Origin of the sequence: Salinicoccus sp. Bachu38 (assembly GCF_038561955.2) — a bacterium.
Taxonomy (GTDB): Bacteria; Bacillota; Bacilli; order Staphylococcales; family Salinicoccaceae; genus Salinicoccus; species Salinicoccus bachuensis.
Map to the genome: position 1 here is coordinate 2,435,284 of NZ_CP138333.2, position 19,612 is coordinate 2,454,895.

Below are 19,612 nucleotides of genomic sequence, written 5' to 3' on the forward strand. Positions count from 1 at the left end.
CAATGGAATATCAAAAATGTAATATAAAATTTAGTTTTTTAGTTAAACAATATACATATTTAATATGCCTATCAAAATTCTTGCAGAGCGAATCTTACAGACGACCCGATTCTGGCAGTTTGTTATAATGTTTTTAACAAACAAAAGAGAGAAAGGAAGTATAAAATGGAACAGGGTTACGTTTCCGAAAGGGAAATACAGATCATGTATGCCGATACGGATATGATGGGCGTCATCTATCACGGCAACTACCTGAAATGGTTCGAAGTCGGGCGCATGCAGCTCATCCAGGACATCGGATACGACTATGTCACAATGGAACGCGAGGGATATTATGCTCCGGTCTATAACGTCGATGTCACATACAAGAAGGCACTGAAATATGGAGACCGTGCCTCGGTCAGGACATGGGTCGTGGAAAATACCGGGATGCGGACGACATATGGCTACCAGATCGTCAACATTAATGGTGAGGTATGTACAGAAGGCACGACGACCCACATCATCGTCAAGAAGGTGGAAGGCGAATTCAAACCGGTCGCCTTCAAGAAGATTTTCCCTGAATGGTTCAGGAAGTATGAGGAGATCAAAACAGGGAAATAAATAGAACGCCCCCTCGGGGACGTTCTATTTTTAATATATGAATTTTTGACATGCCCTATACATACTCCTCATATTCATTCGGATGCTGGTCCTCCACCCTGCCGGATTCCCCTTTGTCCAATCCATCTATCGCTTCAAGGTCTTCCTGTGTCAGTTCGAAGCCGTATACATCGAGGTTCTCCCTCTGGTGTAGCGATGAGTCGGATTTCGGGATGACCAGGACACCGTTCTGAACATTCCACCGTACGATGATCTGTGCCGGTGACTTGGCATATTTATCGGCAATTTCCTTTATCGTCGGATTCTCCAGCACATCGTTGATCTCCCGGCCGAACGGGCTCCACGCCTCGGTCAGTATGCCGTGCTTCCTGTTCGTCTCCACCAGCTCCTTGTTGTTGAAATACGGATGCCGTTCAATCTGATTGGTTGCCGGCGTGACTCCGGTTTCATCGATGAGCCGCTCGAGGTGTTCAGCGAGGAAGTTCGATACCCCGATGGTCTTGATCAGTCCGAACTTCTGGGCATCGATCAGTGCCTGCCATGCCTCGACATATTTGTCCTGTTTCGGCAGCGGCCAATGGATGAGGTATTTGTCAAAGTAGTCGATGCCGATGCGGTACAGCGACTCCTGGATCATACTGATGGCTTTGTCATAGTCATGTGCCGCACCCGGAAGCTTGGAGCTGATGATCAGCTGCTCGCGGGGCACGGTCGTACGCCGGATGGCCTCCCCCACCGCACCTTCGTTGTTGTAGTTCGTGGAAGTATCGATGAGTCGGTACCCATTCTCTTCAATGGCCGTCAAAATGCTGTTCACTCCTCTGGCACCCTGGATGTTCACCGTGCCCAGTCCGATCTCCGGCAGAGTACTGCCATCATTCAGTTCATATTTTCTATCCAACATCTATATCCTTCCTTTCTTTATCCTTTGCACTTCGCGTCTTCCCAGAAGTTTGACGACAATCGAGTCGAGCAGCTCCGGCACTTCATGCTTCAGGGCCATGCCGGCTATGAATGTATGGATTTCATCGATATCGGAAGCCCCCTGCAACTCCTGATACCGGGCCGTCTCACCTTCATCGGCCTCATTCCTGAAATGCTCCCATACCGTCTTCATATAGTTCCGGACATTTTCTGCATCATGGGCCATATCATAGGCCTGATCAAGCAGCCTTCCGAATTCTCCGACGGACATGCTGGTGCCCGATTCGATCAGTTTCTGCACTTCCTCATGGAGCTGCGGACTTTTCAGGAGAACGAAAAGCTGCTCCTCTTTCCACAACTCCCCGAGCATGTCGAATTTCTTCTGATCGAGTTCCGCCTCCTTCATGCGGCCGAGGAAGGACCGCCTGTAAAGGAAATGGCGGAGCAGCGGAATCTCCCCATTCGGATCCCGGCCGAATGGTGCATTCATCGTATCGAGGAATTTTATTTCCTCCCCGTTCGGCTCCTGGTCGACCGAAATGTGGCCGAGATGCATTTCACCTTCCGGACGATACTCTGTGACGTGTCCATCCTTTTCTGCATAGAGTTCGATATTGCTGGTCTGCGGGTCATAGTCCAGACGGAATTTAAGTGGATCGTCCCCATAGCTCTGGGCCGTGTAATACTTATAATCCATATCCGTCCGCTTCGGCAGCCATTTTAGGAGCGTATCCAGATCCCGGTACAGGCCGCCGGGCTGAAATATGTCGATGAACCGGCGTGCGCTTTTCTGTTTCAAATACAGGTTGACGTTATACATTACACTGGTCACTTCCGCTGCAGTGCCCAGTGGGAAATAAGGAAAATTGACACCGACGATATCAATCGGCCTCAATGGATGATGAAACCTGACCGAACACCCTTTGATGTTCACCAGTTTGTTCGGCACCTTTTCCGAAGTCGCTGCATTCGACAGCCGCACGGTCGCCTGTGTAACATTCCCGAAAATCTGCTTCCCTTTGTCATTCAGGTGCACTGCCGCTTCATGATGCTCACCGTTCCCATGTGCTCTTCTCGCCCCCGGATCATGAACATCGAACCGCTCGATCAGATCGATGATGACATCTGCTGACGTTTTCATGAAAGTCCCTCCCTTTTCCTTCTCTCTCATTAAATTCACCTTTTGGACATTTTCTAAACCAATGAAGCTCACCCGTTGGCCCGTTTACTCATCATATATCCACAGTGTAATACTATTCATAAAATATATTAGAATATTCGTATAATCATTTCAGCATTATTGTCCCATTGTTATATAATCATGCTTGGGTGATAAAAATGGAAAAACAAAGGGAAAAGAAAGACTTCAATATCTTCATGGCACTATTGCCGCTTCTGCTCATGATTACAGCAATGGGAACAGCGGTCATCTGGCTGGGACAGGATCCACACCTGCCGCTCATTTTCGGTACAGCTTCCGCAGCAATCGTCGCAATGTTCTACGGATATAAATGGAAAGAAATCGAGGATATGATGTACAAGGGGATCCGTCTGGCACTGCCGGCAATCGTCATCATCATACTCGTCGGCCTCGTCATCGGTTCATGGATTGGCGGGGGCATTGTGGCCACGATGATCTACTACGGCCTCGCACTAATCAGCCCGGCGCTGTTCCTGGTCACCATCACGGTACTCTGTGCGATTGTGGCACTGTCCATCGGCAGCTCCTGGTCCACGATGGCGACGGTCGGTGTCGCAGGAATGGGCATCGGCATAAGCATGGGGATTCCGCCGGCGATGGTCGCAGGTGCGGTCATATCCGGTTCGTATTTCGGTGACAAGATGTCCCCGATGTCCGATACGACGAACCTTGCTTCGGGCCTCACGAATACGGACCTGTTCGTACATATCAGGCATATGTTCTATACAACCATTCCGGGGCTCATCATCGCCCTGGTGGCATTCTTCTTCCTCGGCCGGCAGTTCGGAGGTCAGGGAAATGGCAATGATGCTGAGATCGCCGGCATGATGCAGGCGCTCGATGCCCAGTTCATCATTTCGCCGTGGCTCCTGCTCGTTCCGCTCGCCGTCATCGTATGCATAGCTTTCAAAATGTCTGCTATTCCTGCGCTGATTGTCGGCATCGTTCTCGGATTCCTGTGCCATATCCTTATCCAGGGCGGGGATCTCGGAACCGCAATCGCCACACTGCAGGGTGGCTATGTCATCGAATCCAATAACGATATGATCAATGAACTCTTCAACAACGGCGGACTGGAATCGATGATGTATACCGTATCGATGACCATCGTCGCAATGACATTCGCAGGAATTCTCGAATACAGCGGCATGCTGCAGGCCATCATGAAACAAGTCATCAAAATTGCCAAAGGAACACTCGGCATCGTCACCTCGACAATCGTCGCTGCGTTCGCAACGAATGCCACATGTTCCGAACAGTATATATCCATCGTCGTCCCTTCACGTATGTTTTTAAGGACCTATATAGAAAAGAACCTGCATTCCAAAAACCTCTCCCGTGCGCTTGAAGATGGTGGCACACTGACCTCCGTCTTCATTCCGTGGAATACATGCGGCGTATTCATCTACGGCGTGCTCGGTGTCGCAGCCTGGGAATATGCACCCTATGCGATATTCAACCTGGTCGTACCGTTCATCTCCATCTTCCTCGCTGCAACAGGCATCGGTATTGAAAAGATTTCCGATGAGGAGAGGGAGGATTTCCTCGACAAGCATTATGGAGAGGAAAAATCGAAGGAATCACTGACGCCCGAGACAGTGTGATGGTGAATTCTCAGTCGGAATGGCTACCACTGTTAATTGGAGGGTCAACTCACAGTCGGAATGGCTGCCACTGTTAATTGGAGGGTCAACTTGCAGGCGGAATGACTGCCACTGCAAATTGGAAGCCCAACTCGCAGTCGAAATGGCTGCCACTGCAAATTGGAAGCCCAACTCACAGTCGAAATGGCTGCCACTGCAAATTGGAAGCCCAACTCACAGTCGGAACGGCTACCACTGCGAATTGAAGGGCCAACTTGCAGTCGGAACGGCTACCACTGTTAATTGGAAGCCCAACTCGCAGTCGGAACATCCACCACTGTTAATTGGAGGCGTCCTCCACCAGCAAACAGTAAAAAGCTGCAGAATCCCAGATAGGACTCTGCAGCTTTTTGATATCTATTATAGTGTATCTTCCACTGGTGTATCGCCTTCATGCAGATAATACGTCTTGCCTTCAGGCTTGTTTGTATCGACAATGTGCGTCAGTACATTTGCAACGTCTTCCCTTGGAATTTCGGCGATTTCAGTGCCGCCTTCAAAGAGTCTGACCTTGCCCGTACCCGGGTCATTCGTCAACTTGCCTGGACGCAGAATTGTAAAGTCGAGGCCTGAATCCCTGAGGTATTCGTCTGCACGGTGCTTGGCATACAGATAAGGCTGTATCTGCTCTGCATTTTTCGGATCATCCGCTCCCATGGAACTGAGTATGACGAAGTGTTTGACGCCAGCTTTTTTCGCATTATCCACAGACTCTATTGCACCTTCCTGGTCGATCAGAACGGTCATATCCGTACCTGTATCACCACCGGATCCTGCCGCGAATACGACAGAGTCGACATCTTCGAACGCATGGGAGAAGTCTTTCTGCAAGTCACCGAGCACCGTATCGATTCCCTTGTCTTTAAACTGTTCCACTTGCTCTTCCTTGCGGACCATTGCCACCGGCTGATGACCCTTGTCTTTCAATTTTTCTACAAGTTGATGGCCGACCTGACCATTTGCACCAATAACTAGTACTTTCATGTAATGATTCCTCCTTGTCTAATCTGTTGTCTATACCCACATGGGGAGGGGGTCTTAAACATGAAGTTCATATTATTCTATCCGAGCGCGACATCGAGGATCATCATGAGGGTGAATCCGAGCATGAGGCTCATTGCTGCAAGGTCGGAGTGGCCGTTTTCCTGGGTGCTCGGAATGACCTCTTCGACAACGACAAAGATCATTGCACCTGCTGCCAGCGCGAGTGCATAGGGCAGTACCGGGCTCATGAATGAAATGGCTACAACACCGATGACGGCTGCAATCGGTTCGACGACTGCCGACATCCATCCTAGGAGGAAGCTCTTCGTCCGCGACATGCCCTCACCACGGAGCGGCATGGATACTGCCATCCCCTCCGGAATGTTCTGAAGGCCGATGCCAAGCGCCAGTGTGGCAGCGCCTGCTGCGATGGCCGCTCCATCCCCGTTGGCGGAAACGGCACCGAATGCGATACCGATGGCGAGCCCTTCGGGAATGTTATGTAGCGTCAGAGAGAATACGAGCAGTGTGCTCCGCCGTTTTTTCTTTGCCCGCCACCCTTCCATCCGGTCTTCCGGGGCGTTCCTGTGCGCATGGGGAATCATCTGGTCGAATGCATAGATGAACAGGCCACCGAGCAGAAAACCGACTGCCGGCGGGAACCATTCCCCGATGAAGTGACTCTGGCTGTGCTCGATTGCAGGGGCGAGCAGGGACCAGAAACTTGCTGCAATCATGACACCCCCTGCGAAGCCGAGCATCGTATCGAGAAACTTATCATTCACTTCTTTTGTGAAAAATACGACGGCTGCCCCCAGCCCCGTTGTAATCCATGTGAACAGTGTGGCTGTGAGTGCCTGCAGCCATGGGTCGAATCCCATAAATGTATCTATCATCAGTCTATTCCTTTCAGGTATCTGAATATTCCTATGGAAATTATACTCCATTATGGCGTATAGTATCCATAATATGATTTATTCCATGTTCACTCAATACCACATCGACTAACTGTTAAAACGGAGGGAGCATAATGAAAGCCAGTCTAGCACCTGTGATCATTCTCATCGCTGCAATACTATGGGGGACGGTAGGCACTGCAAAGGTATATCTGCCGCCAGGCGCCGACAGCATATCAATCGGGGCCATGCGCCTGATCATCGGCAGCCTCATCCTCCTCATCATCGCCCGGCTGCTTGGCCAACTGACCTTCAGGGGCTGGCCTCTAAAAGTCATTCTGACTGCCGGACTTGCCATGGCGCTTTTTCAGCCCTTCTTCTTCAATGCAGTCACACTGACTGGCGTCGCGGTCGGTACGGTGGCATCGATCGGCAGTGCGCCCGTGTTCTCAGGACTGATTGAATGGCTGTTCTTCAAAGTGCGGCCGGGCCGTGTATGGTGGATTTCCACCATCCTCGCCATCACCGGATGTGCCATTCTTATGTTCAATACGGGGTCGATCACCGTCGATCCGCTCGGCATACTTTCCGGACTTGGGGCGGGCGTCTCTTTTGCCAGCTATACGATAATGAATTCAAGGTTGGTCAGGCATCATCATCCAATCGCCACTGCCGCCATCGTCTTTACAATCAGCGCCCTGATGCTCACCCCATTCCTGCTGTTCAACGACCAGTCATGGATGATGACTTCAAGTGGCATCTCGGCCTCGCTCTATATCGGACTGTTCGGCACGGGACTTGCGTATTTCCTTTTTGCCTATGGACTGAAATATGTAAAGTCCTCTTCCGCCGTCACACTGTCGCTTGCGGAGCCATTGACCGCTTCACTGCTCGGTGTCCTGTTCGTCGGGGAAGTGCTTGCCCTGTGGTCATGGGTCGGCCTTCTCATGCTGCTGATGGGTCTTCTCATCCTGGCATTACAATCAAGGCAACGTCCGCAACAGGCGAATGTCAATACTTAAAAACCCGTTTGGCGAGCCAAACGGGTTTTCTCTATCCTTCGATTGTAATACTGTCGATATCTTTCGGGAACTTGGTGAAGATGTACGTCGTATCGTCGATATACAGCATGTCTTCTATACGCACACCGCCGAATCCAGCCTTGTAGACACCCGGCTCGACAGTAATGACATGGCCCTTTTCAAGCTTGTCCGTATTCTGTGCATCGAGTGATGGCGCTTCGTGGAGCCCGAGACCCAGTCCATGTCCGATGCGGTGGGTGAAGTATTCCCCGTAGCCGTCGGCCTTTATTTCATCGCGCGCCGCTTCATCGAGCGCATTCATCGGTGCGCCAATCTGAGCCTGGCGGATGCCGGCTTCATTCGCCCTCAGTACGGAGTTGTAGATGGCCTCCTGCTCCTCGGTCGGATCACCGATGATGAATGTCCGCGTCATGTCGGATACATAGCGGTCCTTCGTCACCACACCGAAATCGATGAGCAGGAAGTGTCCGGGTTCGACGACCGTATCCCCGGACGTACCATGCGGCAGTGCAGAGTTTTCCCCCGTCAGTACCAGTGGGCCGAACGATACATCCACCGCGCCATGAACCTTCACCCTGCCGAGCAGAAATTCAGCGATTTCCTTCTCCGTTTTGCCTGATACCGGTTCGTTCACCAGATCGGCCAAAGCCTTTTCGGTAATATCCACCGCTTCCTGCAGCTTCTCCTTGTCATCCTCGTCCTTCTTGCCACGCAGCCGGTTGATTTCATCCTCTACGGAGTATATCTGGTCGGCCGTATAGTTTTCAAGGAACCTCTGATAGCGGTTATAGGTAACGTGACCGCCTTCGATTCCGAGTGACTCTGCATCGATTGCATGTTCAAAAATCAGTCTGAAAGCATCCTCCCCATCATTGTACGGCAGGTGGTTATCGACGGTGGCCGTATCATTGACGACTTCCTGGTCAAGCGCCGGGAACATCAGTGCCGTATCGTTCGTCTTTACGTTGATCAGCAGGGCGAGCACCCTTTCATGCGGCTGGATATAGCAGCCTGTGAAATAAAAGACATTTGTCGGTTCTGTAACGACCACCATATCGATATCAAGCATTGATGTGAGCCGTTCCACTCTCTCTTTGTATTTCCCTGTCATTTCCAACATCCTTTCTCATTCAATTCATCGTTTCCAATATAACACAGGTTGAGTAAATATAAATTCATGGGTACTTATGCTACTATTACTGTATCGATACATGGAGGCCTGATTCATGTTACCAGCATTCATCAAACAGCTCCATAAGGAGTTCAATCCCACCTTTTATATCTCACCATATATCACCGTTTCCCTCTTATTGCTTTATACGTTCATCAGCGGCATCTTCGGCTACCTGCTCGGTATCGAACTCTTCTCGCAGGAGACGATACCAAATACCCTGCTCTTTGAAACCCTGCTACTCCGCATGAGTGTCCTTGGACTGTATGCGATGGCCAACCTGTTCTTCCTATACCTCATGATTGGATGGTTCAGGAAATCATTCGTCAATGTGGCGGTGATCCTGTCCTACTATCTCGTCTTCACAACAGTCGTCTTTATACTGACCATATTGATGTTCCTGCTCGTCTGGGCATTCCATTCCATCTTCGATATCAATGAAGCACCACTGCTCATCATATTCGGAATTTCACTTGTCATCATCTTCACACTGCTCAATCTTTATCCGGGCTACCTGTTCTATCTGGCCATCCGCCACCGTCCGATGGATATTTTCTGGCCATTGATATTGTATGTCATCGGCATTCATCTGATCACGTATATCATGCTGCGCTTATGGAACGCCGTCGATCTCATACTGATATGGAACCTCGGCATCTCATCGTAAAATAAGATGTGGCATCCTTGAAGGGTGCCACATCTTTTTGTTTCCATCATTCCCCTTCCGCTTCAATCGTCCGGATCGTTTTGCAGGGGTTGCCGGCAGCCACTACATTCGCCGGAATATCCTTGACGACGACCGCGCCGGATCCGATAACCGTGTTCTCGCCGATTGTAACTCCCGGATTGACCGTGACATCCGCACCGATCCATACATTGTCGCCTATCGTAATCTCCTCAGCATATTCCAGGCCCTGCTTCCTTTTTTCAGGGTCGATGGGATGGTTGACTGTAATGAGTGACACATTCGGTCCGAAAAACACATCATCACCGATCGTAATCCTTGCGACATCCAGAAAAACACAGTTATAGTTTGCATAGAAATTGCGCCCGACTTTGATGTTGATGCCGTAGTCGCAGTAGAATGGCGCACGGATGCTGAGTCCTTCGGCATGATAGCCAAACAGCATATCGAGCAGCCGCCCTTTCTCTTCACCGTGCGGATGGTTATACTGGTTCATCAGATTCTCGGCATTATCCCTCAAGTGCACAAGGGTTGGATCCCTGGGGTCATAGTATTCACCCCGCAGCATCTTTTCCTTTTCGGTCATTCCACTCACCTCATCCATAAAAAGTTGCTCCCGTTTCACTTTCCCTTTTTCCTAGGGATTAAGCAGGACAGCAGAAAGATGGGCGTTCGCAGATTGGATTTCCCGGGAAATTCCTGTAATCAGTCGAGATACTTCCCAAACCAGTCCGTCAAGTGCGTCAGGCGTTCAATTCTCAAGTTCGGCTTACCTGTGCGGGAGAGGTTATGGTCCGCTTCAGGGAACCTGACGAACTGCGTCTCCTTCTTCTGATACTTGAGGGCGATATACAGCTGCTCCCCCTGCTCGATCGGGCATCTGAAGTCACGCTCGCTGTGGAGGATGAGCAGAGGTGTATCGATGGCGTCGACGTACTTGATCGGGGAATGGTGCCACATCTTGTCGATATCGCCGAATTCCGCCTGTATCTGCCAATCTGTGAAGTAGTAGCCGATATCGGAAACGCCACGGAAGCTCACCCAGTTGCAGATGCTCCGCTGCGTGACGGCGGCTTTGAAACGGTTCGTGTGGCCGACGATCCAGTTGGTCATGAAGCCACCATAGGATCCGCCTGTAACACCGAGGTTGTCCTGGTCGATCCAGTCGTATTTTCCTGTGATGTACTCGACTCCGGCCATGATGTCACTGTAGTCCCCGCCGCCGTAGTCGCCCCTGACGGCATCGACGAAGGACTGGGAATAGCTGTGCGAGCCCCTTGGGTTTACGAACAGGACCCCGTAGCCTTTGGCGGCAAGCACCTGCATCTCATGGAAGAATGTATTGCCATAGAATGCATGCGGCCCCCCGTGGATATTCGTGATCATCGGATAGCTTCCCCCGTCTTCAAATCCTGCCGGCTTCATGAACCATCCATGCACTTCTGTACCGTCCTCACTGTTGAACGTGATATCCTCGGGATCCACAAGTTCCGTCTCCTCGACATATGTCCGGTTGACATGTGTCAGCTGCTCAAGCTTCTTCGAATCGAAGTCGAACCTGTACAGCTCACCCGGAGATGCATGGCTGGAGATTGCGAGCACCGCGAAATCCTCTGTGGCATCCATGCCGAAGATATGGTGGCGGTCTTCGAGCAGCGGTCTGGTTTCGCCCTGCACACTGCCTTCGTAAAGATTTACGCTGCCGTTGTCCGATACGAGGAAGACGAAACGTGTATCGGATATCCATTGGGCGGGGTTGGGTTCGATGGCCTGCTGTGTATCTGCAGCGACATAGTCGCCGACCGGCTTGTCGAGCCCTTCGGTAATATGCTTCTTATCCCCTGTATCGATGTTATATACGTGCAGTGTCGCGTGGGTGGCATTCTCAAACTCGCGCCCCATCTCGACGATGAGCAGATGTTCCCCATCGGGTGATGCCTCAACTTTCACCACGCCACCTTCTGCGGTCGGCACCTCTTTAGGCTGCTGATCGCCGTTTTTGATATACAGCGTCTGGTTGAAGTTGAAGTCTGGATCCTCACTGTCATCCGTGGAATAGACATACACATCTCCACCGATCATTTCGTGGAGCGTGAAGTTCTCCTCCCCTTCGAACAGGATCTCATCCTCCCGTGTTTCGAGATCAATGGCTTTCACCGCCTGATACTTCTCCTTGAGCAGGCCCAGGCTGTCCGCCTTGTATTTCATCCGGTCGATGACAACCGGTTCCGGCTTCTTATCTTTCTCGTCTTTCGACTTCTCTTCCCCTTCACCATTCCCTTTCTCATTGGATACATGATAATAGACCTTCTTGCCATCGTTTGAAAAATCTGCGCTGTTGACGCCTTCCTTTTCCTTCGTCAGCTGGACACGTTCGCCGCCTGCTGTATTCAGCAGGAACACTTGCGGCTTGTCATCCGCTTTTGCAATGAACAGCATCCACTGGTCATCATTTGAATGTCTGATATTGGACAGGCGTTCCGGCTGGTATGTAAGCTGCTGCATGGCGCCATCCTGAAGTCGGTACAGGTTGGTGATGTAGTCGTTCTTCTCCTCATCGAGATGCGTGATCAGAGTGGTGATCCGCTGGTCTGCGCCCACTTTCGGCGAAGAGACCGAATTGATTTTGAAAATGTCCTGAATGCTCGTTTTACGTGTCACTATGATTCCCCCTTAAATTGAAAAAAGACTGAATATACAGCCTTTTCATTATTTTATCACGATGATATTCAATTGCCTACTCATGTCACTGCCGGACTCCGGTGAGCACCCGCTTGTACATCAGGAAGATGAAGAGCGGCACCGCCGAAACCATCACCATCACCCCTGTAGGAATCTGGATGGGCGCAATGGCCGTACGCCCGATGGTATCGATGATGATGATGTATAACGCACCATACAGTGAAGAGAGTATGAAGAGCGGACGGAACATCAGCGGTTTAAAATAGAGGATCATCTGCGGGACGATGATGCCGACCAGTGCCACCAGGCCGGTGAAGCTGATCGCAACAAGCGGGGGGATCGATGCGACCACAAGCAGCAGGGGACGGATCTTCCTTGCATCGACGCCGAGGCTGTACGCCCTGGCATCACCCAGGTTGAGCAGGTCGAGCGCACCACCGGCACGATACAGTACTGCGCCCGACAGCAGGGTCAGCACCCCCGTCAGCAGCACCGCATCGTAATCTATGCCCGATAACGAACCGAACATGTAGCGGACGATGGATTCGGTCTGATCGGGGGCGATGAGCACGATGATATAGAGGATTCCACTCATCATCGCCCCAAGCAGCACCCCGATGATGATCAGCGTTTCAGGACGGTAGGTGGTCTCGAGCCGCCTGGCTGCTGCCAGGACGAGTGCGAGGGCCAGCAGCCCTGCGACGATACTCGCCAGCGGGCGGAGGACCAGGGGCAGCACTCCGGTGACGGAGGCCGCACTGCCGAGGACGGCGGCATTCGCCATCCCGAGGGTGAAGCTGTCGGCCATCGGGTTGCGCAGTACAATCTGAAAGACCACCCCGCTCATCGCAAGGGCAGCTCCGAGGATGATTGCGAACAGTACGCGCGGCAGCCGGATGTTGAAAATGATATTCTTGCTCTGGCCGGGCGGGAGGCCGGCCAGCTCCACAGAACCGATGAGTAGGCTCAAGGTGCCTGCCAGAAAGGTTGTTGCTGCAACGAGGGCGACATGTCTATTCATAGACACAGCGTCCGACTGCCCTCAGGCCATCCGCAATGCGGGGGCCGGGACGGGCCAGGAGGTCCGGGGATATGTTGCACTGGTTTTCAGGCTGGCTGATTGCCAGCTCCGAAAAGCCCGGCGTCCCACCGATCGATTCCTCAAGGGCCGCGTCTTCAAGGCCCATGATCGACACCACCTTGTCCGGATCCCTTTCTACGACATCCTCGGGGCTGACATTCGGATACCCTTCAAGATCACCGAATGCATTGTCGATATAGATTTCTGACAGGGCGTCTTCGATGAAGGTCCCACTCCCTGCCGTATAGAGTTCAGGCTGGTCCGAGATGTGGATGAATACCTCATAGGATTCCGAATGATCCTCATAGATGTTGTTCTGCACGTTGATATCGCGTTCGATATCTTCGATCAGCCATTCGGCAGCCGTCTTTTCTCCAAGGAACTCCCCGATGGCTGTAATGGATGCATATATTTCCTCGATGGCCCTCTCTTCATTGACGATCAGCACTTCTGCTCCGGTCGTCTCGGAGACACGTTCCAGCGTTTCTGCATATTGGGGCACGGAGGACTCATGTCCAAGGATGTGTGTCGGCTCGAGTTCGACCAGCTGCTCCTCATCCAGTTCAAACACATTCATTTTCTCAATTTCGTCATTCTCCACGACCGACTCCGGGTGGCTGACTTCCGTCGTCACAGCCACCAGATTGGTTCCGAGTCCCAGCTCTGCAATAATCTCCGTGTTGCTCGGCATCAGCGAAACGATGCGTCGCTCCTCGAGCGGTGTCTCTTCCGGGCCGATTTCGTCCACACTTTCGCCTTCCGAAGCACATCCTGCAAGCATGATGATAAATATGAGCAGTACGCCTGTCAGCCTGTTGTCCATATCCGCCACTTCCTTGGTCATTGATTTCAATTCCTGTAAAAAACCCCCACCACATGGCGGGGGCGATGATTACATCTGCTCAGGTGCAGAGACGCCGATCAGACCCAGTGCATTTTCCAAAGTCTGTCTGACCGCTTCAATCATGAGCAGATAGGCAGCCGTTTTTGCATGGTCGTCCGTCAGCACCTTATCTGCATTATAGAATTTGTGGAACACCCCGGCGAGTTCCTGTATATAGTTTGGAATGCGGTGTGTCGCACGGCTCTCCGCCGCGCCTTTTACCACATTCGGGAAGTCGGCAAGCTTCTTCAGGACCTCGAGCGCATGTTCATGTACAATCACATCCAGGTCCGCTTCCATATCGAGTGCATGACCATCGGCTTTCGCCTGGCGCAGTATTGAACAGATGCGGGCATGCGCATACTGTGCATAATAGACCGGATTGTCACTGGATTCGGATTTCGCCAGTTCAAGATCGAAGTCGAAGTGCGTATCCGGACTGCGCATGGCCAGGAAATAGCGGCTTGCGTCCACTCCAATCATCTCGATGATATCGCGCAGTGTAATTGCCTTGCCGGTACGCTTGCTCATCTTAACCTCTTCACCGTTTTCTATCAGGCGCACCATCTGCATGATTTGGATTTCCAGGCGTTCCGGATCTTCACCCAGTGCCCCGAGCGATCCCTTCAGACGTTTTATATAGCCATGGTGGTCCGCACCGAAAAGGTTGATCAGCTTGTCGTAGCCGCGCTCGACCTTGTCGAAGTGATAAGCGATGTCCGGCATCAGATATGTGTATGTGCCATCCTGCTTCCTGAGCACGCGGTCCTTGTCATCTCCAAAGTCCGTCGTCCTCAGCCACAGCGCACCATCCGCCTCGTACGTATAGCCGTTCTCCGTCATCTTGTCGAGCGCCTCGTTGATTTCGCCCTTCTCATAGAGGGTCGATTCACTGAACCAGCTGTCGAAGTGCACGTTGAAATCATGGAGGTCCTGCTTCAGCTTCTCCATCTCATAGTCGACGCCCATCTGACGGAACATCTTCACGCGGTCTTCGCGGGACGTTTCAATCAGTTCAGGCGACTCCTTGGCAAGCTTCTCGCCGATCACCTGGATGTCCTTGCCCATATACCCGTCTTCCGGCATATACAGCTCCTGCCCCAGCGCTTCCAGGTAGCGGGCTTCGATGGATAGGGCCAGATTTTCAATCTGGTTTCCAGCATCGTTGATATAGTATTCGCGGGTCACATCATGCCCTGCAAACGCCATGATGTTCGACAGTGTATCACCGACGCTCGCATTTCGTGCGTGGCCGATGTGGAGGTCCCCCGTCGGATTCGCACTGACGAACTCGATCAGCACCTTTTCGGGGTTCTCGTGCACCGTACTGCCGTATCGGTCCTTTTCGGACAGGACCTTATGGATGATGCCCGTCAGGGATGCCTCGTCCATCCTGAAATTGATGAAGCCCGGTCCCGCAATGTCCACGGATTTCACACTGGCTTCCTGATAGTCGAGGTTGTCGATGACCGCCTGTGCAATCTCCCGCGGATTGCGCTTTGCCTCTTTTGTCAGCACCATCGCTATATTCGTGGAGAAATCCCCGTTCGCCTTCTCCTTCGGCACTTCCACCTTGACCGGGGGTACGATTTCCACGAGCCCCGACTTTCTGACTGCTGCTTCGATCGATGTCCTTAACTGCTGTCTCAAATCCATCGCTTACCCTACTTTCCTGATTTTATAATGATAGTCTCCAAGTTTGCCGTTATGGTCGTACAATTCGTAATGGATCTCAATCGTCACTTCCCCGATGTCGAGCGCGGTCGTATTGATGCGGAAATGATGCTTTCCCGCCGGAGACTCATAGAATGTATCCGTCGTCTCCCCCTGCTGAAAATGAAAATTCATGTTGATGATGCCGCGCCTTTGGATCTTGATGAAATCATCACCGACACGCATCACTACATCAATTTCGTATTCGTCCAGCTGCTCCGTGTAGCGGAGATAGCGGTCCTTCCGTTCCAGCACTTCAGCCCTGACCGTCTGTTCATAGCGTTTCCTTTCGCCATCCATATCGACGACCTGGTTGATTCTGTACATTGTTTCCTTCTTATCCATAATATCACCTACAAGTAAGGTAAATTATAACATACCGGCATAATGTAGACTACGCCTATATCTGAAGCAGGGTGGTGGCTATTGAAAAGTAGATGAACAGGCCGATGATGTCATTCAGGGTCGTAATGAACGGCCCGCTCGCAACAGCCGGATCGATCTTCAGCTTGCTGATGATGATCGGCAGGATCGTACCGATCACGGTTGCGACACTCAGTGTCAGGAGCAGTGAGATGCCGACGACGAATGCGAGCCACAGCTCCTGATAGAAGACCAGGATCAATGTGATGATCGTAATCCCGCTCGCCGCGCCGACCATCACCCCGGTACCAAGCTCCCGTCCCAGCGTCCGCCACAGGCCATGTTTCTGGTATTCACCGGTGGATATCGTCCGCACCATCACTGCGAGCGACTGCGTGCCCGTGTTGCCCGCTGCATCCATGACGAGCGGAATGAAGAAGGAAAGCAGCACGACCGATTCGAGCGTCTCCTCGAATGCACCGATGACATTTGCCGTAATCAGCCCAAGGCCCATGAGGAGCATGATCCATGGTGCCCGCTTTCTGGCCGCCCTGAAAGGGGAGATGTTCATGTCGGTCGTCCCCCGTGAGGCTGTGAGCTCTCCCATGTCTTCCGTCGCTTCTAATTCCATGATGTCGATGATGTCATCCACCGTGATGATGCCGAGCAGTTCATTGTCCGCACTGACGACCGGAACGGCTATGATGTCGTAGTCCTGTATGATATGGGCCACCTGCTCCTGGTCCATGTCAACGGTCACCGTATGGACACTTGTATCACATATCTCCTTCAACTGTTGTGAACCATCGGCGATGAGAAGGTCCCGCAATGCGACCAGTCCCACCAGCTGCTGGTCATGATCCACCACATAGACGAAATGCACCGCTTCATACGTCGTCGTATCATCCTTCAGCTTTTCAACCACCGTTGCCACATCGTCTTCGGGTGCCCCGCTGACGAATTCCTTCCGCATGATGCTGCCTGCACTGTGGCGGTCATACTGGAGGAGCTCCTCCATGTGACGACGCTTGGTCGCGCTCATTTTGGAGAGTATTCCCTTCTGTGCCCCATCACCCATCGGTTCGATGAAATGGCGCACATCATCCGTGGCCAGACGCTCCAGCATGCGCATCCGGTAGTCTTCTTCCATATGGCCGTACAATTCGAGCTGCTCATCACGGGAGAACCATTTGAAAACCTGGGCGAACGCCTCCGGAGAAATGATTTCAAATACTGCTCCCTGCTCCTCTCTGCCGAAGGATCTCAGTATCTGGTACTGTTCGTTGCTATGTAATCCGGGAAAACGTTCGGCGAATGCTGATCCGTCCTCATTGAGCATCTTCCTGTATGTCTCGATCGTCCGTGAATCGAGTCTTTTCTTCATATCCCTCATTTTCATACCTCCCTTGAAACCATCTATTGGACCATACCCGTCCGGAGGCGTAACAGAACAAAAAAAGTGGCCAGGATTCCTCCCGGCCACCGTGTCCTAGTTATATCGCATATAACTACATATATTCTATATTTCGCCGGACCAATCTGCAATCGTTTTATGACTTTGACACAATACCGTCACAATTAGTCATTTTTCATCTCTTCCTGAAGTGCTTCCGAATTGTCCCATATTTCTTTATTGTGGGAAATGAGGAAGGATTTCAGGGCAGATCGGCTGCCCGGATCCATGTCGTTCAGGTCGATCTTCCCCTTCATGGAACGGTCCATCATGTTGACATGCTCAGGCATCAGCTTGTACCCACGGCGTTTCGTCCTGTTGACCATCTCGAAACATGCTGCCACTCCGCTGTATACCGGACCCACGTCCATCCGCTCGACGCTCACCCATACCAGCCAGTAGGATTCCGCGTCCTCCCCTTCGACTTCGGACCGGTCGGTCACCCATTTTACACGCCGTTCCACTTCGGCTCGGGCATGCAATCCACCCATATCAATGAACACTTCACCAGTGTCCTTATTTACATAGACGGGAGCGACGTTCTCCAGGCTGATCGAGCCGATATTTTGACCCTTGTGCCCATCAAGGGGATCGTTCTTAAGAATATTGAACTGGAATCCAGGTTTTTTGCCGTTAGAATCATTCGTCATATTATCATACTCCTATGCCAATTCATTAAGCAGGTTTATAATTTCGCCTTTGATTTCAAGATCTTCAATCTGCATTATCTTCTCTCTGGGGTAATAAAGTTTCGAATCCATGCGATGGACACCCGTTATACTATGGATGATGGCCGACTGCGTACTGATTTCACGCAACTCGCCATTGCTCCTTTTCAGATGGATGGGCCTGCGGTTGCTCTTTGAGCCCGGACGGTCGTAATCATATGGCAGATCCGAGTAGGAGTCGCTGAAGAAATAGTAATCCGGGTCGATGCCCGCCTTTTCAAAAAGCGCCTCGAGTTCGGAAATCGTGATGACCGAGCCATCGAACGGGAGGTATTTGAACAGATCCCTGTTGACGAACCGGTGGGCGAGGTCGCTCAGTATCGGATCATCTTCATGAATCCATTCCTGCAGATAGAAATTGACGACCATCTCGTCCAGTCGCAGATAATCCTCGACGGTGACCTCCCCCGAGAAGAATGGTATAAAGTATTTCGGGGCCTGTTTGAACTTGTAGCCACCTTCGTGCAAGTATTTCGCCCGTTTCAATGCAAGGTTCAGGAGCACTTCCCCGCCGCGCGATACCGGGTGGAAGTAGATCTGCCAGTACATCTGGTAGCGGCTCATCAAGTAGTCCTCGACGGCATGCATGCCGCTTTCCTTGATGATGACCTCCTCCCGGCTCGGCCGCATGACACGAAGTATGCGCTCCATGTCGAAATTGCCATAGCTCACACCGGTATAGTAGGAATCCCGTTGCAGGTAGTCCATCCGGTCGGCATCGATCTGACTGGATATCATGCTGATGACCAGCTTGTTCTCATGCGTCTTGTCTATAACCTTCGCCACTTCAAGCGGGAAGTCCACACTGACCTTTTTCAATACCTCGTTCACTTCGGTATTGCCAAGGATGATCTTGCGCGTAAATTCCTCGTGATCGGTATCAAATATCGTTTCAAAGCAGTGGGAAAACGGTCCATGACCGAGATCGTGGAGCAGGGCCGCCGATAATGCCAGCAGACGGTCGTCATTATTCCACTCTTTGAACTCCTGGAAATTGACCACCATGCGGCGCACAATCTCATATACGCCAAGCGAGTGGTTGAACCGGGAATGCTCTGCGGAATGGAATGCCAAATAAAGGGTCCCCAGCTGCTTGATCCGTCTCAGCCGCTGGAACTCCTTCGTCTTGATCAGGTCCCATATCACCTGGTCACGTACATGAATATACCGATGCACCGGATCTTTGAAAACCTTCTCTTCTACAAGCTGTTTTTTGCCATATTCACTGATTGTCATCCCACTGCCCTCCTATGCCCCTATAATATCATAAAAAGAAGGGCTACCAAAGATAGGCAACCCTGTACTATATAATAAGGATGAAATGGATGCTACTCATCCTCCTCGTTATGGAGAGGATGTTTCTCGTCCTTCTGTTTCTGCACATCCTCTTTCCTTTCCGCTTCATCTTTGCCCCTTTGGCTTGGTGGGCTGTCTGGAGGAACGTCTTCTTTGACTTCATCCTCAGGTCCGCGCTCTTTCTGGCGCTTGAGCTTTTCTTCATCCTCTTCAGTCGTCATCCTTTTATTCCTTTCTTCAGCCATTCATATCCACTCCTTTTT

Annotated in this window: 19 protein-coding genes; 4 read left to right on the forward strand and 15 right to left on the reverse strand. The window is 51.5% G+C overall.

Going from position 1 to position 19,612, the window contains the following annotated elements; genetic code table 11:
* Positions 1-165: 165 nt before the first annotated feature.
* The gene (locus RQP18_RS12305) at positions 166-603 is read left to right on the forward strand and encodes an acyl-CoA thioesterase (protein ID WP_342387976.1); all 438 of its coding nucleotides are present in this window, start codon (positions 166-168) and stop codon (positions 601-603) included.
* 55 nt (positions 604-658) lie between these two features.
* Here the strand turns inward: RQP18_RS12305 and RQP18_RS12310 are convergent, their stop codons facing one another.
* Together RQP18_RS12310 and RQP18_RS12315 are read right to left on the reverse strand one after the other, a co-directional pair.
* Positions 659-1,507: an aldo/keto reductase gene (locus RQP18_RS12310; RefSeq protein WP_342387977.1), complete on the reverse strand. Its 849-nt coding sequence runs from the start codon at positions 1,505-1,507 to the stop codon at positions 659-661.
* Complete coding sequence (locus tag RQP18_RS12315) at positions 1,508-2,668, reverse strand: DUF1722 domain-containing protein (RefSeq protein ID WP_342387978.1); 1,161 nt, start codon at positions 2,666-2,668, stop codon at positions 1,508-1,510.
* Between the two features lie 197 nt (positions 2,669-2,865).
* Between RQP18_RS12315 and nhaC the strand changes: the two genes are divergently transcribed.
* Entirely contained in the window at positions 2,866-4,332 is a 1,467-nt protein-coding gene (gene nhaC / locus RQP18_RS12320) for a Na+/H+ antiporter NhaC (protein ID WP_342387979.1), read from the forward strand.
* Positions 4,333-4,731: 399 nt separating this feature from the next.
* Here the strand turns inward: nhaC and RQP18_RS12325 are convergent, their stop codons facing one another.
* Positions 4,732-5,355, reverse strand: coding sequence for an SDR family oxidoreductase (locus RQP18_RS12325; RefSeq protein ID WP_342387980.1), 624 nt, complete (start codon positions 5,353-5,355; stop codon positions 4,732-4,734).
* 77 nt (positions 5,356-5,432) lie between these two features.
* A complete protein-coding gene (locus tag RQP18_RS12330) occupies positions 5,433-6,251 on the reverse strand; it encodes a ZIP family metal transporter (RefSeq protein WP_342387981.1) in 819 nt (272 codons plus the stop codon).
* Positions 6,252-6,385: 134 nt separating this feature from the next.
* Between RQP18_RS12330 and RQP18_RS12335 the strand changes: the two genes are divergently transcribed.
* A complete protein-coding gene (locus tag RQP18_RS12335) occupies positions 6,386-7,273 on the forward strand; it encodes an EamA family transporter (protein WP_342387982.1) in 888 nt (295 codons plus the stop codon).
* A 31-nt stretch (positions 7,274-7,304) separates the two neighbouring features.
* On the opposite strand, the gene RQP18_RS12340 is transcribed toward RQP18_RS12335, so the two are convergent.
* The gene (locus RQP18_RS12340; protein WP_342387983.1) at positions 7,305-8,405 is read right to left on the reverse strand and encodes a M24 family metallopeptidase; all 1,101 of its coding nucleotides are present in this window, start codon (positions 8,403-8,405) and stop codon (positions 7,305-7,307) included.
* A gap of 115 nt (positions 8,406-8,520) precedes the next feature.
* On the opposite strand from RQP18_RS12340, the gene RQP18_RS12345 reads away from it, so the two are divergent.
* Positions 8,521-9,132, forward strand: a complete 612-nt coding sequence (locus tag RQP18_RS12345) for a hypothetical protein (RefSeq protein WP_342387984.1) — start codon at positions 8,521-8,523, stop codon at positions 9,130-9,132.
* A 46-nt stretch (positions 9,133-9,178) separates the two neighbouring features.
* Here RQP18_RS12345 and RQP18_RS12350 read toward each other — a convergent pair whose 3' ends face one another.
* From RQP18_RS12350 to RQP18_RS12395, 10 genes are all read right to left on the reverse strand, one after another.
* Positions 9,179-9,736, reverse strand: coding sequence for a sugar O-acetyltransferase (locus tag RQP18_RS12350; protein ID WP_342387985.1), 558 nt, complete (start codon positions 9,734-9,736; stop codon positions 9,179-9,181).
* A gap of 119 nt (positions 9,737-9,855) precedes the next feature.
* Positions 9,856-11,811 (reverse strand): S9 family peptidase, encoded by a 1,956-nt coding sequence (locus tag RQP18_RS12355; RefSeq protein ID WP_342387986.1) that lies wholly within the window; start codon positions 11,809-11,811, stop codon positions 9,856-9,858.
* Positions 11,812-11,896: 85 nt separating this feature from the next.
* The gene (locus RQP18_RS12360) at positions 11,897-12,853 is read right to left on the reverse strand and encodes a FecCD family ABC transporter permease (RefSeq protein WP_342387987.1); all 957 of its coding nucleotides are present in this window, start codon (positions 12,851-12,853) and stop codon (positions 11,897-11,899) included.
* Positions 12,846-13,757 (reverse strand): helical backbone metal receptor, encoded by a 912-nt coding sequence (locus RQP18_RS12365; protein WP_342387988.1) that lies wholly within the window; start codon positions 13,755-13,757, stop codon positions 12,846-12,848. The genes RQP18_RS12360 and RQP18_RS12365 overlap by 8 nt, the downstream gene beginning before the upstream one ends.
* Positions 13,758-13,805: 48 nt before the next feature.
* The gene (gene argS / locus RQP18_RS12370; protein WP_342387989.1) at positions 13,806-15,452 is read right to left on the reverse strand and encodes an arginine--tRNA ligase; all 1,647 of its coding nucleotides are present in this window, start codon (positions 15,450-15,452) and stop codon (positions 13,806-13,808) included.
* Positions 15,453-15,455: 3 nt separating this feature from the next.
* Positions 15,456-15,836 (reverse strand): DUF1934 domain-containing protein, encoded by a 381-nt coding sequence (locus tag RQP18_RS12375; RefSeq protein ID WP_373446079.1) that lies wholly within the window; start codon positions 15,834-15,836, stop codon positions 15,456-15,458.
* 73 nt (positions 15,837-15,909) lie between these two features.
* A complete protein-coding gene (mgtE, locus tag RQP18_RS12380; RefSeq protein WP_342387991.1) occupies positions 15,910-17,265 on the reverse strand; it encodes a magnesium transporter in 1,356 nt (451 codons plus the stop codon).
* A gap of 185 nt (positions 17,266-17,450) precedes the next feature.
* The gene (locus tag RQP18_RS12385) at positions 17,451-17,975 is read right to left on the reverse strand and encodes a YwhD family protein (protein ID WP_342387992.1); all 525 of its coding nucleotides are present in this window, start codon (positions 17,973-17,975) and stop codon (positions 17,451-17,453) included.
* A gap of 12 nt (positions 17,976-17,987) precedes the next feature.
* Positions 17,988-19,289: an HD domain-containing protein gene (locus RQP18_RS12390; RefSeq protein ID WP_342387993.1), complete on the reverse strand. Its 1,302-nt coding sequence runs from the start codon at positions 19,287-19,289 to the stop codon at positions 17,988-17,990.
* Between the two features lie 92 nt (positions 19,290-19,381).
* Positions 19,382-19,594 (reverse strand): hypothetical protein, encoded by a 213-nt coding sequence (locus RQP18_RS12395; RefSeq protein WP_342387994.1) that lies wholly within the window; start codon positions 19,592-19,594, stop codon positions 19,382-19,384.
* Positions 19,595-19,612: the final 18 nt, after the last annotated feature.

What these genes read in the sequence shown, in the direction of transcription:
- RQP18_RS12315 (WP_342387978.1), bottom strand. Translation starts at nt 2,668, where the DNA reads ATGAAAACGTCAGCAGATGTCATCATCGATCTGATCGAGCGGTTCGAT.
- nhaC (WP_342387979.1), top strand. Translation starts at nt 2,866, where the DNA reads ATGGAAAAACAAAGGGAAAAGAAAGACTTCAATATCTTCATGGCACTA.
- RQP18_RS12395 (WP_342387994.1), bottom strand. Translation starts at nt 19,594, where the DNA reads ATGGCTGAAGAAAGGAATAAAAGGATGACGACTGAAGAGGATGAAGAA.
- RQP18_RS12325 (WP_342387980.1), bottom strand. Translation starts at nt 5,355, where the DNA reads ATGAAAGTACTAGTTATTGGTGCAAATGGTCAGGTCGGCCATCAACTT.
- mgtE (WP_342387991.1), bottom strand. Translation starts at nt 17,265, where the DNA reads ATGAGGGATATGAAGAAAAGACTCGATTCACGGACGATCGAGACATAC.
- argS (WP_342387989.1), bottom strand. Translation starts at nt 15,452, where the DNA reads ATGGATTTGAGACAGCAGTTAAGGACATCGATCGAAGCAGCAGTCAGA.
- RQP18_RS12310 (WP_342387977.1), bottom strand. Translation starts at nt 1,507, where the DNA reads ATGTTGGATAGAAAATATGAACTGAATGATGGCAGTACTCTGCCGGAG.
- RQP18_RS12375 (WP_373446079.1), bottom strand. Translation starts at nt 15,836, where the DNA reads ATGTACAGAATCAACCAGGTCGTCGATATGGATGGCGAAAGGAAACGC.
- RQP18_RS12360 (WP_342387987.1), bottom strand. Translation starts at nt 12,853, where the DNA reads ATGAATAGACATGTCGCCCTCGTTGCAGCAACAACCTTTCTGGCAGGC.
- RQP18_RS12305 (WP_342387976.1), top strand. Translation starts at nt 166, where the DNA reads ATGGAACAGGGTTACGTTTCCGAAAGGGAAATACAGATCATGTATGCC.
- RQP18_RS12335 (WP_342387982.1), top strand. Translation starts at nt 6,386, where the DNA reads ATGAAAGCCAGTCTAGCACCTGTGATCATTCTCATCGCTGCAATACTA.
- RQP18_RS12350 (WP_342387985.1), bottom strand. Translation starts at nt 9,736, where the DNA reads ATGACCGAAAAGGAAAAGATGCTGCGGGGTGAATACTATGACCCCAGG.
- RQP18_RS12340 (WP_342387983.1), bottom strand. Translation starts at nt 8,405, where the DNA reads ATGACAGGGAAATACAAAGAGAGAGTGGAACGGCTCACATCAATGCTT.
- RQP18_RS12390 (WP_342387993.1), bottom strand. Translation starts at nt 19,289, where the DNA reads ATGACAATCAGTGAATATGGCAAAAAACAGCTTGTAGAAGAGAAGGTT.
- RQP18_RS12365 (WP_342387988.1), bottom strand. Translation starts at nt 13,757, where the DNA reads ATGACCAAGGAAGTGGCGGATATGGACAACAGGCTGACAGGCGTACTG.
- RQP18_RS12330 (WP_342387981.1), bottom strand. Translation starts at nt 6,251, where the DNA reads ATGATAGATACATTTATGGGATTCGACCCATGGCTGCAGGCACTCACA.
- RQP18_RS12385 (WP_342387992.1), bottom strand. Translation starts at nt 17,975, where the DNA reads ATGACGAATGATTCTAACGGCAAAAAACCTGGATTCCAGTTCAATATT.
- RQP18_RS12345 (WP_342387984.1), top strand. Translation starts at nt 8,521, where the DNA reads ATGTTACCAGCATTCATCAAACAGCTCCATAAGGAGTTCAATCCCACC.